The sequence below is a fragment of the Pseudomonas sp. R5(2019) genome (genome assembly GCF_009905435.1).
GTDB lineage: Bacteria > Pseudomonadota > Gammaproteobacteria > Pseudomonadales > Pseudomonadaceae > Aquipseudomonas.
In genome coordinates, this window is the sequence record NZ_JAAAMT010000039.1 from 1 (window position 1) to 14212 (window position 14212).

Below are 14212 nucleotides of genomic sequence, written 5' to 3' on the forward strand. Positions count from 1 at the left end.
CAGGCGCGGCGACTGGCTGGAGGGGGTGAGGGTGAAGCCCTTGCTCTGCGATGGCAGCGGCATCACAAGGTCCTGAATCTGAGTAAAGGCGTTCATGGCGGCGATTCCTGGGCAGAAGGTAGTGATTGGCGCCTTCCAGGGTTGATCTGGATCAGGCATGGAACAAAAAATATCGCTATCAATTAAAAATGTCTACATTTTTGTTTATAGGCGACAAAATATACTTTCGTCTAATGTTTTTCGGCTGGTAGATGTTTGGGTATGATTGGCGCTTCGACGATTTCAGGAGCAGCAACTTTGGATAGCCTCACCCCCAGGCAGAGCTCTGCAATCAGTGGGTATGAGCGGCTCAAGCGGGACATCATCCGTGGCGTGTTCAAGCCCGGTGAAAAACTCCTCATGAGCGGGCTCAAGGAGCGCTATGACCTGGGTGTCGGACCGCTGCGCGAAGCACTGTCGCAACTGGTGGCAGAGCACCTGGTGGTGGTGATCAGCCAGAAGGGCTACCGGGTCGCGCCCATGTCCTTGCAGGAAATGCAGGACATCTATGACGCCCGCGCCAACCTGGAAGCGATGATCGTCGGCCTGGCCATCGAGCGTGGCGACGACGCCTGGGAGGCGCAGATCCTGGCGCAGTCCCATACGCTCTCGAAAGTCATGGATGTGAAAACCCGCGAGCAGGTACTCGATGTCTGGGACGAGCGGCACAAGGCCTTTCATACCGCCATCGCCGCCGGTTGCGGTTCCAAGCACCTGTTGCAGGCGCGCGGCTATCTGTTCGATCAGGCCGAGCGCTACCGCCATTTGTGGCTGACCCAAACGGTGTTCTCCGAAGAAGCCCTGGAACTCAAGCGCAAGGAGCATGCCGCGTTGGTCGAGGCCATTCTTGCGCGCGATGCACTGCGCGCCACGGCCATGATGCGCACCCACCTGATGACGCCTGTACCGATCATTGTCGAGGTCATGCAGCGCGGTGAACACAAGGCGACCGTCGCATCCATCGCCCCGCTGGTCTGACGGCGCCGCTCGATCGATGACGTTGGTCGATTGAGCGGAACATTGGGCGTGCGGGAAAGTCTTCCGTTCATCATTGCTCGTCCTTGAGGTGGACTTCGATGAACTCGCGAGCCCGGCACCCGCTGCAGCATTTCTCCCATCGTCGCAACGAGGGTGACCTGGCTGTGATTACCCCCCTGTTGAAGCAATACGCCGAATCCTTGCCAGCCCTGGACAGCCTCGACTTCGGCAAGCTGTTTGATCGCTACGGTGATGCCCGGGTGGTGTTGATCGGCGAAGCCAGCCACGGGACTTCGGATTTCTACCGTACCCGGGCAGCCATTACCAAGCGGTTGATCGAGCGCCATGGCTTTTCGATCGTGGCGGTCGAAGCGGATTGGCCCGACGCCGGCCAGATCGACCGTTGCGTGCGCGGGCTGGGGCCATCGGCGTGGAAACACAAGGCGTTCACCCGGTTTCCGGTGTGGATGTGGCGCAATACCGACATGGACAGGTTCGCCCGCTGGCTGCATGCCCACAACCGCGCACTGCCGCCGGGGCAGCACGTCGAGTTCCGTGGTCTGGATGTCTACAGCATGCGCAACTCGATTGCCGAGGTGCTCGGCTACCTGGAGCGAATCGACCCGCAGCTGGCCCATGAAGCCCGCCATCGCTACGGCTGCCTCACGCCCTGGCAGGACGATCCGGCGCTGTATGGTCATTTCGTCGAGCGCCTGGGTGAAATGCCCTGCGAGCAAGCGGTGGTCGACCAGTTGAACAGCTTGCTGGGCGAACGGCTCGGGCGTTTCATCGAGGACGACGAGGCCTTTTTCGGCGCTACCCAGAATGCCCGCGTGGTGCGCGCTGCCGAACAATACTACCGGGCGATTTACCGCAGCTCCAAAGCCTCGTGGAACCTGCGCGATCAGCATATGTTCGATACCTTGCGGGCCTTGCTCGACCATCGGGGCAACGATGCCAGGGCCGTCGTATGGGCGCATAATTCACATATCGGCAATGCAGCGGCCACCTCGATGGGCTGGAGAGGCGAGCTCAATATCGGGCAACTTTGCCGATTGGCCTTTGGCCGCGATGCGGTATTGATCGGTATGGGCACTGATCGCGGTGAAGTTGCCGCGGCCGATGACTGGGATGGCGAGGTGCGGGTCAAGAAGGTCCTGCCCTCGCGGGCCGACAGTTGGGAGCAGCAGTTTCTCAAGGCTGGCGTGAGCGCCTCGCTGACCGACTGGCGCGACCTTTCACGCGGCAAACTGCGCGAAGCCTTGTCCCAGGTGCTGCTCGAACGCGCGATCGGCGTTATCTACCGACCTGAGTCCGAGCGCAAAAGCCACTATTTCGAAGCGCTCCTGGCCGAGCAGTTCGATGCGTATATCTGGATTGAAAAAACCCGTGCGGTGACGCCGTTACCCGCGCCGCACATCACAAGCCTGGAAGAGGATACCTTTCCGTTTGGAGTGTGAGCATGCATTCCTATCAATCGTTTGCTCCGGCGTTCAGGGATCGCCGGGCGGCCGGCAAGGCGCTTGTCGAAGCGCTGCGCCCGCTGGTGACCGAAACACCCCTGGTACTGGCGCTGCCTCGTGGGCGGCGTGCCGGTGGCCTATGAGATCGCCATGGCGTTCAAGGCGCCGCTGGACGTCATTCTGTCGCGCAAGATCGGCGCCCCCGGTCATGAAGAGTTCGCCATCGGTGCTATCGTCGATGGTCCCGAACCGATCTGGGTCGTCGATCAGATCATGCTCGACTCGATGGGCATGTCGCCGCGCTGGTTCGAGGCCGAGAAAGAGCGGCAACTGGAGGAAATCCGCCGGCGCCGTGCGGTCTATTGTGGCAATCGACGGTCACCCCTGCTCGCGGGGCGGGACGTCATTGTCGTCGACGACGGCGTCGCGACCGGTAATACCGCCCGGGTCGTGCTGATGTCGCTGGCGGGGTTGCAAATCAAGCGCCTGATCCTTGCCGTTCCCGTCGGGCCCCGGGAAAGCCTCGAAAGCTTGCGACCGTTGGTCGACGAGCTGGTCTGCCCGGTCGTACCTTCGTGGTTTGGGGCGGTCGGCGCGCATTACCAGCACTTCGAACAAACCACCGACGAGGAAGTCATCGAGTTGCTGGAAAAAGCCCGGCGAGAGGAAAGCTAGCCGGGCTCTTCGGAGGCGTCATCGCCGGCGATGTCCGGGTCCTCTGGCAGGACTTCGGGTTCTTCGGCGTCGTCGGCATCATTCAGGGCCACGCCGCTGGGCAGATGGTCCGGTGCATTGGGGTCAGGTTTTTCGGGCGTGCGAGGGGTTTTGATATCCATACAAACCTCGAGTGGACGTTCACCAAGATAACTCTCGTTAGAAACCCTGGTAGCGCTATCGTTCCATCAATCGATGGCCACTGGTCACGCGCTGAAGATTTTCAGGACATCCCCGGCCACGGCGACCCGCCGTGTCACCAGCCACCTGTTCTACGTCGGGGTCTGCTGGATAACGGCTATAGCGAATTGCCAATCGCTAGCGAGCATGCTGTCGCCATAGATGGTCTGCCGCCCATACACAAGGACCCGTTTGACCGCATCCTGGTGGCGCAGGCGATGGTTGAGGGCATAACGCTGCTGACGGCTGATGCAATGGTCGCGCAGTACCCGGGTCCTGTGCGGAAGGTGTAACGGTTGTCTGCTGCGAAGGACGCCTGAGACAGCGCTCAACTATCCCTTTACACACACCACCTGGCGCAGGGTGTGCACGACTTCCACCAGCTCGCGCTGGGCTTCCATGACGCGGTCGATGTCCTTGTAGGCCATCGGGATTTCGTCGATCACGTCAGCGTCCTTGCGACACTCGACATGCGCGGTGGCGCGGATCTGGTCGGCGACGGTGAACAGCTTTTTCGCCTGGGTCCGGCTCATGACGCGGCCCGCGCCGTGGCTGCAGGAGCAGAACGACTCCTCGTTGCCTAGCCCGCGGACGATGAAGCTCTTGGCGCCCATGGAGCCCGGGATGATCCCCAGTTCACCCTTTTGCGCCGACACCGCGCCCTTGCGGGTGACCAATACCTCCCGGCCGAAATGCCGCTCCCGTTGCACGTAGTTGTGGTGACAGTTCACCGCTTCGAGTTCGGCATCGAAGGGCTTGGCTATGACCTGGCGCGCCGCGCCGATGACCGCGTGCATCATCAAGGCGCGGTTCTGCCGGGCGAAATCCTGGGCCCAGCCGACGGCCTCCACGTAATCGGCGAAGTGCCGGCTGCCTTCCTCGAAATATGCCAGGTCGCGGTGGGGCAGGTTGGCGATGTGCTGGCGCATGTCGGCCTGGGCCAGTTCGATGAACAGGCAGCCGATGGCGTTGCCGACCCCGCGTGAACCGCTGTGCAACATGAACCAGACACGGTTGGCTTCATCCAGGCAGACTTCGATGAAATGGTTGCCGGTACCCAGGGTGCCCAGGTGCTGGCGGTTGTTGGTTTTTTCCAGGCGCGGGTACTTGTCGGTGATCGCCTTGAAGCGCCCGGCCAGCGCTCTCCAGGCATGCTCCGCCGAGCCGGGTACGTTGTCCCAGGCTCCCGTGTCGCGCTTGTTTCGGCCGAAACTGCGCCCGTGGGGCACGGCATTCTCGATGGCACTGCGCAGACGACTCAGGTTGTCCGGCAGGTCGGCGGCGGTCAGTGAGGTGCGCGCAGCGATCATGCCGCAACCGATGTCCACACCCACGGCGGCCGGGATGATCGCGCCGACGGTCGGGACCACGCTGCCGATGGTCGAGCCCTTGCCCAGGTGCACATCCGGCATCACGGCCAGGTGCTTGAAGATGAAGGGCATCTTCGCAGTGGCGATCAGCTGGGCCCTGGCCTCGGGCTCGACAGGCACGCCGTGGGTCCAGAGCTTGATCGGCTTGCCGCCGGGGACTTCGAGGAGTTCATAGGTGGGGGTTGGCATGGGGTATTCCTCCGCGGGGTGCAGGATCTCAAAACTACCAGGGAGCCCCTGCGGGCAGGCCTTGACGCAGGCTTCGAAGGCTTTCTGGGCTGCACGCCCGCTCTGGTTGGAGAGGGCGACCAGCACCAGCAGCGACAGCCCCGGGGAAACCATCTGCACATCGATGATCGCCCCGTAACCACGAATCACTCCACGCCGTTCGAGCTTGCGCACCCGTTCCAGGCAGGGCCTGGGCGTGAGGTGCACCAGCGATGACAGTTTTTCGTAGGCAAAACCCATTTCGTGGGTGACCATGACCATGGTACGACCTTCCTCGGCCAGCGTCTGTATGACTTTGAGCACTTCGCCGACCAGCTCGGGGTCGAGCGTCGAGGTCGGTTCGTCGAACAGGATGATCACATCACCGGCTCTGGCGTTCAGCGAAACGCCCTTGAGCACCTCATGTTCGCCATAGCGTTTATGCAAGTCTTGAACCTTGAGCTTGGCGGCCGCGCTGTCGGCAACCGCACTGTTGCGTGCGCTTGGGCGCGAATGGGTCGTCAACAGATCTCGTCGGCTAAGGCAGGTTCAGCTCTACCCGTCATTCCGCCCTCGGCGATCTCTCAAGCCGGGGTGGATGTTGAGACGATGCTGGTGGTCACGCAACATGTCACTCAGGCCTGCAATGACAAGCGCGAAGTGGTTCCTGCGCTGCAGCGCATTGCGGCCTTGCCCGCCACCGCAGACGAAGTGACCCGGTCGAACAAATGGCCCATCGCCTGAGCACGCAAGATGGCCGAGCGTTGTACAAGCTGCGCAAGCAAACGGTCGAGCCAGTGTTTGGCATCATCAAGCGGGTAATGGGTTGTCGGCAGATGAGCATGCGCGGACTGAATGGAGTTTGGTGACCATGGCCTGGAACATCAAACGCTTGCATGTGCTGCGCACGGTATAACCGGTAGAAAAGTGCGCCCTGACGGCAGCCCCCCAGAGGCTCAGGCGCGCAAACACGCCGCTCCAGTACCGCGCCCATCAACTCGTGGGGAAAGGAGCGGCGCCTCGTCAGAAAACGCCTTGCTCCGGATCTACAGTCTCCCTCTTGCCGTGGTCAAGTCCGACAGGCTCCTAGGCGGTCTCCTGCAGCTGACGCGTCAGTTGTGCAGCCAGGTCTACCAAACTTGCTTGCAGCGCTTGGCTCATATTTTCGATATCGGCCTTTGGCAAGCCTGCTCTGCAGGCGAGTTCAAGGGCATCGCATTGAGCAACGATGGTCTTGGCCTTGAGCATCTGTGCCCCACCCTTGATCCGGTGGGCCAACTCGGCGAGGGCAGGCAGGTCCAGCGCCTGTGTGAGAGCAAGCAAGGCGTGCTGTTCTTCCTGATTGCTGCGGGCAATTTCCTTGAGCAGCCGCTCGACCAGTTGCGGATCCCCCAGGCTCAGTTGGCGCACCTGGTCCAGATCCAGTACCTCGCCCGATGGCGCGTCGGGTGAGCCCTGCGCCATCGGCACCCACGCATTGAGGTGGCGGTTCAGCTCGTTCAGGCCGATCGGCTTGAACAAACAACCGTCCATGCCCGCTGCCTGGCAACGTTCGAGTTCCTGAGGCACGGCATTGGCGGTAAAGCCCAGAATCAGGCATGCCTTGCGACCCTCGGTGTGCTCCTGCGCCCGGATGGCCCGGCTCAATTCGTAGCCGCTCATGGCCGGCATGTTGCAATCGGTAATGACCACATCGAAATACCCGCTGCGCCAGGCGGCAAGCCCCAGCGCTCCGTCGGTCGCTTCACTGACCCGATGGCCGAGAAAACTCAGTTGCTTGTTCAGCAACATGAGGTTGGCGGGGTAATCGTCCACCACTAACACGTTCAGGCAGGCGCCGGGCGCCTCTGCGGCCAGTGCCTGCTCGCCGGCAGGTGCGCTGCTCACCGGCACGCTCAGGTGCAGTCGTACCCGCGTCCCTTTGCCCAGGGTGCTCTGCAAGGTCAGCTGGCCACCCATCATTTCGCATAACGTTCGGCTGATCACCAGACCCAAGCCGGTGCCCTGGCGTGCGGCAGGGCCTTGAGCCTGTGCAAAGGGGCTGAACAGTCGCGCTTGATCCGCGGCAGAAATGCCGATGCCGGTGTCTTCGATCAACACCATCAGCTCCAGCTGATCGGGATTGTCTGAGTGTTGACCGCGCACCACGACGCGCACCTGCCCTTGCTCGGTGAACTTGAGCGCGTTGCTCAACAGGTTGGAAAGGATCTGCTTGAAACGCAGCGGATCGATCAGCACGCTTTCAGGCAGCCCCGGCTCGATATCGACAATCAGGGGCACGCCCTTGAGCCGCGCATTGCCTTCGAACACCCGTGCGGCGGCCTGCACGGTGGTGCGCAGATCGGCAGGCTCGGGGTTGAGGGACATGTGCCCGGACTCGATGCGCACGACATCGAGAATGTCGCCAATCAGCGCCAACAGGCCATTGGCCGAATCGAACGCCACTTGCAGCGCGAACCGGTCGAGCTGGCCTTGATCGGCCTTTTTCAGGGCCATTTCCAGCAGGCCGATCACCGCATTCATGGGGGTGCGGATTTCGTGACTCATGGTTGTCAGAAAGGTGGTCTTGGCGCGGCTGGCATCAATGGCCCGCTCTTTGGCCTGGCGCAGTTCCTCCAGCAGCAGTGCACGCTCACGGTTGAGCTTGCGCAACCAGGTGTTCCAGATCAGGAAGGCCAGCAGCAAAACCCCAGCCCCGACCAGAATCTGCAGGATCAGCGAGCGGTAGTTGCGCCACAGGCTGTCGTTGATGACCGCGTTAGTTCGCCAGCGATTGGCCAGCTGAGTCATTTCATCCGGGGCGATCGCCAGCAGAGTCTTGTCGAGGATGGCCAACAGCTGCGTGGCATCGTGGCGAGTGGCAAAGGCCGCTGTGGCCGGCATATCGCCCACGGTGGTGACGATGCGCAGGCGATCCTTGAACAGGCGATTGATAAAGTAACTGGCGCTGATTTGCGTATTGATCGCGGCATCCGCCCGACCTTGCGCCACTTGCTCCATGGCGTCGAGGGCATTCTGCGCTTCGATCAGGGTGATGGTGGGGTAATGCCGCTCAAGAAAACCAGTCAATGGCGTGCCGCTCACCAGCGTCAGGCGCTTGCCTTGCAACTGCTCAAGCGTCACGGTTTGGCGCCCATCCTGACGGCCGACCAGCACAAACGAGTTGGCCAGGTAAGGGCGGGTGAAACTGAGCACCTGCTCGCGGCGCTCGCTGCGGTTCAGGGCGCCGATCAGGTCGGCCTTGCCTTGCGCCAACGCGGTCATCATGGCCTGCACCGAAGCGGCTCGGATCACCTCGAAGCGCAAGCCGGTACGCAAGCTGATTTGCTCCAGCACATCGGCGGTGATGCCACGAAATCGTTGGTCGGCGTCGAAAAACGTCAAAGGTGCGTAGCTTTCGTTGATGACGACCCGCACCACCGGGTGATCGGCAATCCAGTCGCGCTCCCTGGGGTTCAGGTGCAGCGCGGTATTGCTCATCAACATGCTGGTGCTGCCGCCGCTCCAGCGGCGCAGGATATTCAGCCGGTCGCTTTCGCCGATGCTGACTAAAGCGCCGTTAATCAGGCGCAGCAGCTCAGGGGTATCGCGGTTCAAGGCAAAACCGAAGGCCTTGTGCTGCTGGCGGGTGAAATGGGACAGGCGAACGCTGTCCAGAAAGTTTTTGCTGACCAGGTAATCGGAGCTGATGGCATCGCCCAGATAGACGTCCGCGGTGCCGTAGGCAACGGCGGCGAGGGCGGCCTGAATGGACGGGTAGAGCTGCAGTCGGGCCTGTGGATACAGCGCCCGGACATCGGAGGCCGGCAAATAATGATCGACCATCGCCAGGGTATCGTCGGCCAGTGGGTCATTGGGGTGGCGCGGCATGCCGGCCGGGGTGACGATCACCGACTGGTCTTCGGCATAAGGCTGGCTCAGGACCAGGTTCGCGTCCGCCGCCTCGAAGCTGTTGGAACTGCCCAGCATGTCGATGCTGCCTGTGTGCAGGGCATCAATCGCCTCGCGGCGACTGGCGAAACGTCGCACTTCAATACGCACGCCCAGACGTTCACCCACAAGGCCGGCATAATCGGCGGTCAAGCCTTCATATTCCGATTGGCTGACAGTGATGTCGAACGGTGGGTAGTCCGGTGCGGAGGCGCCCAGTACCAGCACCCCTTTGTGCCTGAGCCACTGGTGATCGGCGGCGTTGAGCGCCGGCCGTTCGCTGCCGACACCGGGGCGCGCCAGCAGTTGTCGGTCTTGTGGGGCTTGGGCGAAAGTTGCGCCGACCCACCCCAGCACAAGGCAGCCACTGAGCAGCACAGTGCATATCCGATGGATTGGCATGCAGGATCAGATCGGCGACAGACGCTTGGCCATATCGACCATTTCAACCAGCGAGTTGACCTGCAGTTTCTCCATGATGCGGGTCTTGTAAGTGCTGATGGTTTTCGGACTCAGGTGCATGACTTCGCTGATGGCGTTGTTGGACAGTCCCTTGGCCAACTGCTCCAGCACCGCCATCTCCCGATTCGACAAGGTCGAGAACAGTTGTTCTTCGCTGTGAAGCTTGCGGCTGCGTGTACGCGGTGAATTCATCAGGTCAGGGAAGCAGCTGTAGCCGGACATCACCGCACGCAGAGCGCCCAGCAACTCTTCCAGGTCTTCACCTTTTCTGACAAAGGCTGCCGCGCCTGCTTGCTGGCAGCGCTTGGAATAAAGGGCGGGTTCCTGGGCGGTCAGCACCAGAATACGGGGCGGGTGATCGAGCCGTTTCAGCCGGTCGATGACTTCCAGTCCATCGACGCCGGGCAGGCCGATGTCGAGAATGACGACGTCCGGGCTGGTTTCGCGGGCTTGTTGGATAGCACCAGCGGCATCGCCGGTTTCGCCAACCACTTTATAACCCTTGTTCTCAAGCAGCATTCTGACGGCGAGCCGGATCACGGGGTGGTCGTCGACGATGAGTGCCTTGTGCATCAATGGCTCCTTGACAGTGCCTGAAAGCGATGCGGGCACCTGTGGGGTGGGATAGGCCGCATACCTTAAGGCGATTTCTCCATTTTGGGTATTCGCAGTATAGGATGAAGGAAAACTTCCTATAAGAAATAGGAAAATTCCTACATCTCCATTTGTCAGATCTTAACGTTCACGATCTTCCACACGCTGGCGATGCAGAAAACCCGCCTTCAACTGCCCCGGTCAGGCGAATTGCACGATCCGGCATTTCATTGTTTATGCAGCTTGTTGATATTCATATTGATAGCACTGTTGACTTGATCCGATATCAGGACTGGGCAAACTGCTTCAGCCGCTCACCGTCCAGACGGTAGCGCACCCACTCATCCTGCGCCTGGGCACCGATGGACTCGTAAAAGTCGATGGCCGGCTGATTCCAGTCCAGTACGCTCCATTCGAAACGCCCGCAATCGTGCTCACAGGCAAGCTGTGCAAGGCGACGCAGCAAGGCTTTACCGGCCCCGCAACGCCGGTGTTCGGTCGCTACATAGAGGTCTTCCAGATACAGCCCCCGGCGCCCTTGCCAGGTGGAGTAGCTGAAAAAATACACCGCGAAGCCTACCGGCTGATCGCCCTGGTAGCACATCAGGGCGTGGGTAGTGGCCTGCTCGCTGAACAGGCTTCGCTCGATGTCGGCCACAGTGGCGATGACGTGTTCCTCGGCCTTTTCGAAGATTGCAAGGTCCGTGATAAAGGTCAGGATTTGCTCGGCGTCGGCGCGGGTTGCCGGGCGAATGGTGATGGCCACGGTGAACTCCTTGAACGGCAGGGAAACCTCCACGCTATCGCGTCCGCCAAGGCTTGTCGATTCGCCCGGCCTGCCGCCCATGAATCCAGCGCTTCATTCAATGACAGCCCGTCTTCTCTTTCGCATTCTCATACCGATCATGATGCCGAACCCAATCCATGATCTCGCCTTCGTTACGCCCCTTGGGCATCAAATCCAGAAAATTGTAAGCGCCGACTAATAGGTCCAGCCCCCGCGCGTAGGTCGAATAGGTGTGGAAAATATCGTCGTTATCGTCGCGGTAAAACACACTCAACCCCGGCATTTCGGCTTCGGCTTTAGCCGTTTCGTAGTTGTAACTGAAGGTGCCTTCGGCCAGCTCCGCAGGGCTGGCTGACACCTGGAAGTCGTGATTGAAATCACAGCCATGGGACGAGACCCAGGCAAACTTCCAGCCCATGCGCTGCCTGAACGCCTGGAACTCGGCAAACGGCGCATGGGACACCGCTACCAGCGACACGTCATGGTGGGCCAGGTGCAGGTTGGCGCCATCAAAATGGTCGGCCAGAAACGAGCAGCCGGAGCAGCCCTCATCCCAGCCCTCGCCAAACATGAAGTGGTAGACGATCAGCTGACTGCGACCGGCGAACAGGTCCGCCAGGCTCAGCTCGCCATCAGCCCCCTTGAAGCGATAGGGCGTGTCGATCTTCACCCACGGCAGGGCGCGGCGGGCGGCGCTGAGTTCGTCGCGCTGGTGAGTGAAGGCCTTTTCGTGCAGCAGCAACTGCTTGCGGGCGATCAGCCATTGTTCGCGGGTTACCACGGCGGATTTATCGAGATTACTCATGACAATTTCTCCGGTTGTACCTGTTGTATGGTCGTTTGGCCGGCAGGGTATTGGACAGGGTTCACGACCGCCGGTCCCCTCAGGCGAGCACGGCCACCGCTTTGATCTGAGCCCAGACCGTCTGCCCGGTGTGCAGGTGCAATTGATCGAAGGAGTAGCGGGTGATCCGCGCCAGCAACGGCGTGCCGTTGGCGTCGAGGCTGACCAGCACGTGGGCGCTGTTGTCGGCCAGGCGCTGGCCGGTCACCACCACCGGCAGGCGATTGAGAATGCTGCTCTGGCCATCCGGTTGCAGGTTGAGGCTGATATCACGGGCCTGGACCTTCAGGCGCAGCGTTGTGCCCACCGGCAAGGCCGCGTGAGCAACTCGCATCCGGGACTGACTGTTTGGCAATGCCAGGGTCAGCAACTGGTAGGTGGAATCGAAGGCACAGACGCGGCCCTCGATCACCACGCCGGCGTCGTCCCCCAGCGCCAGCGGCAGATCCAGCCGCGCCAGGGTTTCGCCGATCGGGCCGCTGGCCTGGACCTTGCCGTGTTCGATCAGCACCAAATGGTCGGCCAGCCGCGCCACTTCCTCATGAGCATGGCTGACGTACACCAGCGGGATTTCCAGCTCATCGTGCAGGCGCTCCAGGAAGGGCAGGATCTCGCGCTTGCGCTGGCTGTCGAGGGCGGCAAGCGGTTCGTCCATCAACAGCAGGCGCGGGCTGGTCAGCAGCGCCCGGGCGATCCCTACCCGCTGGCGCTCGCCGCCGGACAGGTTGCCCGGCGCGCGATCGAGCAGGTGACCGATGCCGAGCAACTCGCAGGCATGCTCAAGCTTCACCTTGCGCTGCTGCGCAGCGACACGTCGCCAGCCGAACTCCAGGTTGCCGCGCACCGACAGATGCGGGAACAGGCTGGCTTCCTGGAACACGTAGCCGATGGCACGCAAATGCGGCGCGACGAAGTGCTTGCGCTGGCTGTCCTCCCAGACCTCGCCGTTGACCTCGATATAGGCCTGGTCGGCTTTCTCCAGCCCCGCCAGGCAGCGCAGGCAGGTGGTCTTGCCTGAGCCTGAAGGGCCGAACAGGGCGCTCACGCCGCGCCCCGGCAGGTGCAGGTCGACGTCCAGATCGAAGTCCGGGAAGGCCACTTGCAGGCGCGCTTGAATCTGTGCAGCCATGGCTCAACTCCAGGCGGATTTGCCTTGGCGGCTGCCATACAGCGCCAACAACACCAAAAAAGAAAACACCAGCATGGCACCGGCCAGCCAATGGGCCTGCATATATTCCAGGGCTTCGACGTGATCGTAGATCTGCACCGACACCACCCGGGTTCGCTCCGGAATATTGCCGCCGATCATCAACACCACACCGAACTCGCCCACGGTATGGGCAAACCCCAGGATCGACGCGGTAATGAAACCGGGCCGTGCCAGCGGCAGAACAACAGAAAAAAACGTGTCCCAGCGGCTCGCGCGCAAGGTAGCGGCTACTTCCAGCGGGCGCTCGCCAATGGCTGCAAAGGCGTTCTGCAGCGGCTGGACCACGAAGGGCATCGAGTAGATCACCGAGCCGATCACCAGCCCCGTGAAACTGAACACCACCGTCCCCAGGCCCAGGGCCTGGGTCAGTTGACCGATAACACCCTGCGGCCCGAGTACCAGCAGCAGGTAAAAGCCGATGACCGTGGGAGGCAGCACCAACGGCAATGCCACCACGGCGCCGATTGGCCCCCGTAGCCATGAGCGGGTGCGCGCCAGCCACCAGGCGATCGGTGTGCCGATCAGCAGCAGGATCAGCGTGGTCAGCGACGCCAGCTTTAAGGTCAGCCAGATCGCTGCCCAGTCCGCGGGGGCCAACGGCATCAGAGTTCGTAACCGTAGGATTTGATGATGGCGGTGGCTTTCGGACCTTTAAGGTAGTCCATCAACGCCTTGGCGGCCGGGTTGTCCTTGCCCTTGGTGAGGATCACCGCGTCCTGCTTGATCGGGTCATGCAGCTCGGCCGGCACGATCCAGGCCGAGCCGCTGGTGACCTTGCCGTTCTGGTAGATCTGCGACAGGGCAACGAAGCCCAGCTCGGCATTGCCGGTGGAGACGAACTGGAACGCCTGGGTGATGTTCTGGCCTTCGACCAGCTTGCTGCGGGTGGCGTCGGTCAGTTTCAGTTTGTCCAGCACCTGGGTGGCGGCCAGGCCATAAGGCGCAGCCTTGGGGTTGGCAATGGAGAGGTGTTTGTAGTCGTTTTTCTTCAGGACCTCGCCCTTGGCATCGACATAACCTTCCTTGGCCGACCACAGGGCCAGGGTGCCGACAGCATAGGTGAAGCGCGAACCGGCAACGGTGTCGCCTTCTTTTTCGAGCTTGACAGGGATGCTGTCGTCAGCGGCGAGGAACACCTCGAACGGTGCACCGTTCTTGATCTGGGTATAGAACTGGCCGGTGGCGCCAAAAGCGGCGACCAGCTTGTGCCCGGTGTCTTTCTCGAAGTCTTTGGCGATCGCCTGGATGGGCGCGGTGAAATTGGCAGCGACCGCTACCTGAACCTCATCGGCCATCGCCTGGGTGCAGGCCATTGCAGCGAACAGGGCAGTGACGCCCAAGGTAGCGAAACGGGGGGCACGCATACTCATCAAGTAGCTCCGCAGAGGCTGTTGGCGGGCGCACTGTGCATGCCCGACAGGGGGAAATCGCTAT

The 14212-nt window shown here is 61.5% G+C and carries 13 protein-coding genes and 3 pseudogenes; 5 read left to right on the forward strand and 11 right to left on the reverse strand.

All coding sequences use genetic code 11. The annotated features are described in order from the left end of the window. The first annotated feature begins 297 nt into the window (after positions 1-297). The 4 genes from csiR (at position 298) to GUY40_RS21140 (ending at position 3155) form a co-directional block, all read left to right on the forward strand. On the forward strand, positions 298-1017 hold the full coding sequence (gene csiR, locus GUY40_RS21130) for a DNA-binding transcriptional regulator CsiR (protein WP_256675808.1): 720 nt from the start codon (positions 298-300) through the stop codon (positions 1015-1017). A gap of 98 nt (positions 1018-1115) precedes the next feature. Beyond that, the gene (locus GUY40_RS21135; protein ID WP_166570861.1) at positions 1116-2477 is read left to right on the forward strand and encodes an erythromycin esterase family protein; all 1362 of its coding nucleotides are present in this window, start codon (positions 1116-1118) and stop codon (positions 2475-2477) included. Between the two features lie 2 nt (positions 2478-2479). Then, positions 2480-2623 (forward strand): hypothetical protein, encoded by a 144-nt coding sequence (locus GUY40_RS28585; RefSeq protein ID WP_306092852.1) that lies wholly within the window; start codon positions 2480-2482, stop codon positions 2621-2623. Then, positions 2613-3155 carry a phosphoribosyltransferase gene (locus GUY40_RS21140; RefSeq protein WP_371924939.1) on the forward strand — a complete coding sequence of 181 codons (543 nt, stop codon included), beginning with the start codon at positions 2613-2615 and terminating at the stop codon, positions 3153-3155. Before GUY40_RS28585 ends, GUY40_RS21140 begins: the two co-directional genes overlap by 11 nt. Here the strand turns inward: GUY40_RS21140 and GUY40_RS21145 are convergent. The 4 genes and pseudogenes from GUY40_RS21145 to GUY40_RS28890 all read right to left on the reverse strand — a co-directional run. Beyond that, on the reverse strand, positions 3152-3316 hold the full coding sequence (locus GUY40_RS21145) for a hypothetical protein (RefSeq protein ID WP_166570862.1): 165 nt from the start codon (positions 3314-3316) through the stop codon (positions 3152-3154). The two genes, GUY40_RS21140 and GUY40_RS21145, sit on opposite strands and share 4 nt — an antisense overlap. Positions 3317-3706: 390 nt before the next feature. After that, positions 3707-4933, reverse strand: a complete 1227-nt coding sequence (locus GUY40_RS21150; protein WP_166570904.1) for an RtcB family protein — start codon at positions 4931-4933, stop codon at positions 3707-3709. A gap of 48 nt (positions 4934-4981) precedes the next feature. After that, positions 4982-5203 (reverse strand): annotated as a pseudogene (locus tag GUY40_RS28885) (Lrp/AsnC family transcriptional regulator); the annotation flags it as partial. Next, positions 5195-5329, reverse strand: a pseudogene (locus GUY40_RS28890) (histidine/lysine/arginine/ornithine ABC transporter ATP-binding protein); the annotation flags it as partial. The pseudogenes GUY40_RS28890 and GUY40_RS28885, both read right to left, overlap by 9 nt. Positions 5330-5533: 204 nt before the next feature. Between GUY40_RS28890 and GUY40_RS21160 the strand changes: the two are divergent. Further along, positions 5534-5867 (forward strand): annotated as a pseudogene (locus GUY40_RS21160) (transposase); the annotation flags it as partial. A 170-nt stretch (positions 5868-6037) separates the two neighbouring features. On the opposite strand, the gene GUY40_RS21165 reads toward GUY40_RS21160, so the two are convergent. The 7 genes from GUY40_RS21165 to modA all read right to left on the reverse strand — a co-directional run bounded on the left by GUY40_RS21165 (position 6038) and on the right by modA (position 14148). Continuing rightward, the gene (locus tag GUY40_RS21165) at positions 6038-9283 is read right to left on the reverse strand and encodes a transporter substrate-binding domain-containing protein (RefSeq protein ID WP_166570863.1); all 3246 of its coding nucleotides are present in this window, start codon (positions 9281-9283) and stop codon (positions 6038-6040) included. Positions 9284-9289: 6 nt separating this feature from the next. After that, positions 9290-9916: a response regulator transcription factor gene (locus tag GUY40_RS21170; RefSeq protein ID WP_306092853.1), complete on the reverse strand. Its 627-nt coding sequence runs from the start codon at positions 9914-9916 to the stop codon at positions 9290-9292. Between the two features lie 307 nt (positions 9917-10223). Then, entirely contained in the window at positions 10224-10703 is a 480-nt protein-coding gene (locus GUY40_RS21175; RefSeq protein ID WP_166570905.1) for a GNAT family N-acetyltransferase, read from the reverse strand. A gap of 97 nt (positions 10704-10800) precedes the next feature. Next, the gene (locus GUY40_RS21180) at positions 10801-11529 is read right to left on the reverse strand and encodes a thioredoxin family protein (protein WP_166570865.1); all 729 of its coding nucleotides are present in this window, start codon (positions 11527-11529) and stop codon (positions 10801-10803) included. Positions 11530-11608: 79 nt separating this feature from the next. Beyond that, complete coding sequence (gene modC, locus GUY40_RS21185; RefSeq protein WP_166570866.1) at positions 11609-12697, reverse strand: molybdenum ABC transporter ATP-binding protein; 1089 nt, start codon at positions 12695-12697, stop codon at positions 11609-11611. Between the two features lie 3 nt (positions 12698-12700). Next, positions 12701-13381: a molybdate ABC transporter permease subunit gene (gene modB / locus GUY40_RS21190; RefSeq protein ID WP_166570867.1), complete on the reverse strand. Its 681-nt coding sequence runs from the start codon at positions 13379-13381 to the stop codon at positions 12701-12703. Beyond that, a complete protein-coding gene (modA, locus tag GUY40_RS21195) occupies positions 13381-14148 on the reverse strand; it encodes a molybdate ABC transporter substrate-binding protein (RefSeq protein WP_166570868.1) in 768 nt (255 codons plus the stop codon). The genes modB and modA overlap by 1 nt, the downstream gene beginning before the upstream one ends. Positions 14149-14212: the final 64 nt, after the last annotated feature.

Bases quoted from the DNA above. Each gene is read 5' to 3' on its own strand.
- GUY40_RS21135 (WP_166570861.1), top strand. From the start codon at position 1,116: ATGAACTCGCGAGCCCGGCACCCGCTGCAGCATTTCTCCCATCGTCGC.
- GUY40_RS28585 (WP_306092852.1), top strand. From the start codon at position 2,480: ATGCATTCCTATCAATCGTTTGCTCCGGCGTTCAGGGATCGCCGGGCG.
- GUY40_RS21145 (WP_166570862.1), bottom strand. From the start codon at position 3,316: ATGGATATCAAAACCCCTCGCACGCCCGAAAAACCTGACCCCAATGCA.
- GUY40_RS21150 (WP_166570904.1), bottom strand. From the start codon at position 4,933: ATGCCAACCCCCACCTATGAACTCCTCGAAGTCCCCGGCGGCAAGCCG.
- GUY40_RS21165 (WP_166570863.1), bottom strand. From the start codon at position 9,283: ATGCCAATCCATCGGATATGCACTGTGCTGCTCAGTGGCTGCCTTGTG.
- GUY40_RS21170 (WP_306092853.1), bottom strand. From the start codon at position 9,916: ATGCACAAGGCACTCATCGTCGACGACCACCCCGTGATCCGGCTCGCC.
- GUY40_RS21180 (WP_166570865.1), bottom strand. From the start codon at position 11,529: ATGAGTAATCTCGATAAATCCGCCGTGGTAACCCGCGAACAATGGCTG.
- modC (WP_166570866.1), bottom strand. From the start codon at position 12,697: ATGGCTGCACAGATTCAAGCGCGCCTGCAAGTGGCCTTCCCGGACTTC.
- modB (WP_166570867.1), bottom strand. From the start codon at position 13,381: ATGCCGTTGGCCCCCGCGGACTGGGCAGCGATCTGGCTGACCTTAAAG.
- modA (WP_166570868.1), bottom strand. From the start codon at position 14,148: ATGAGTATGCGTGCCCCCCGTTTCGCTACCTTGGGCGTCACTGCCCTG.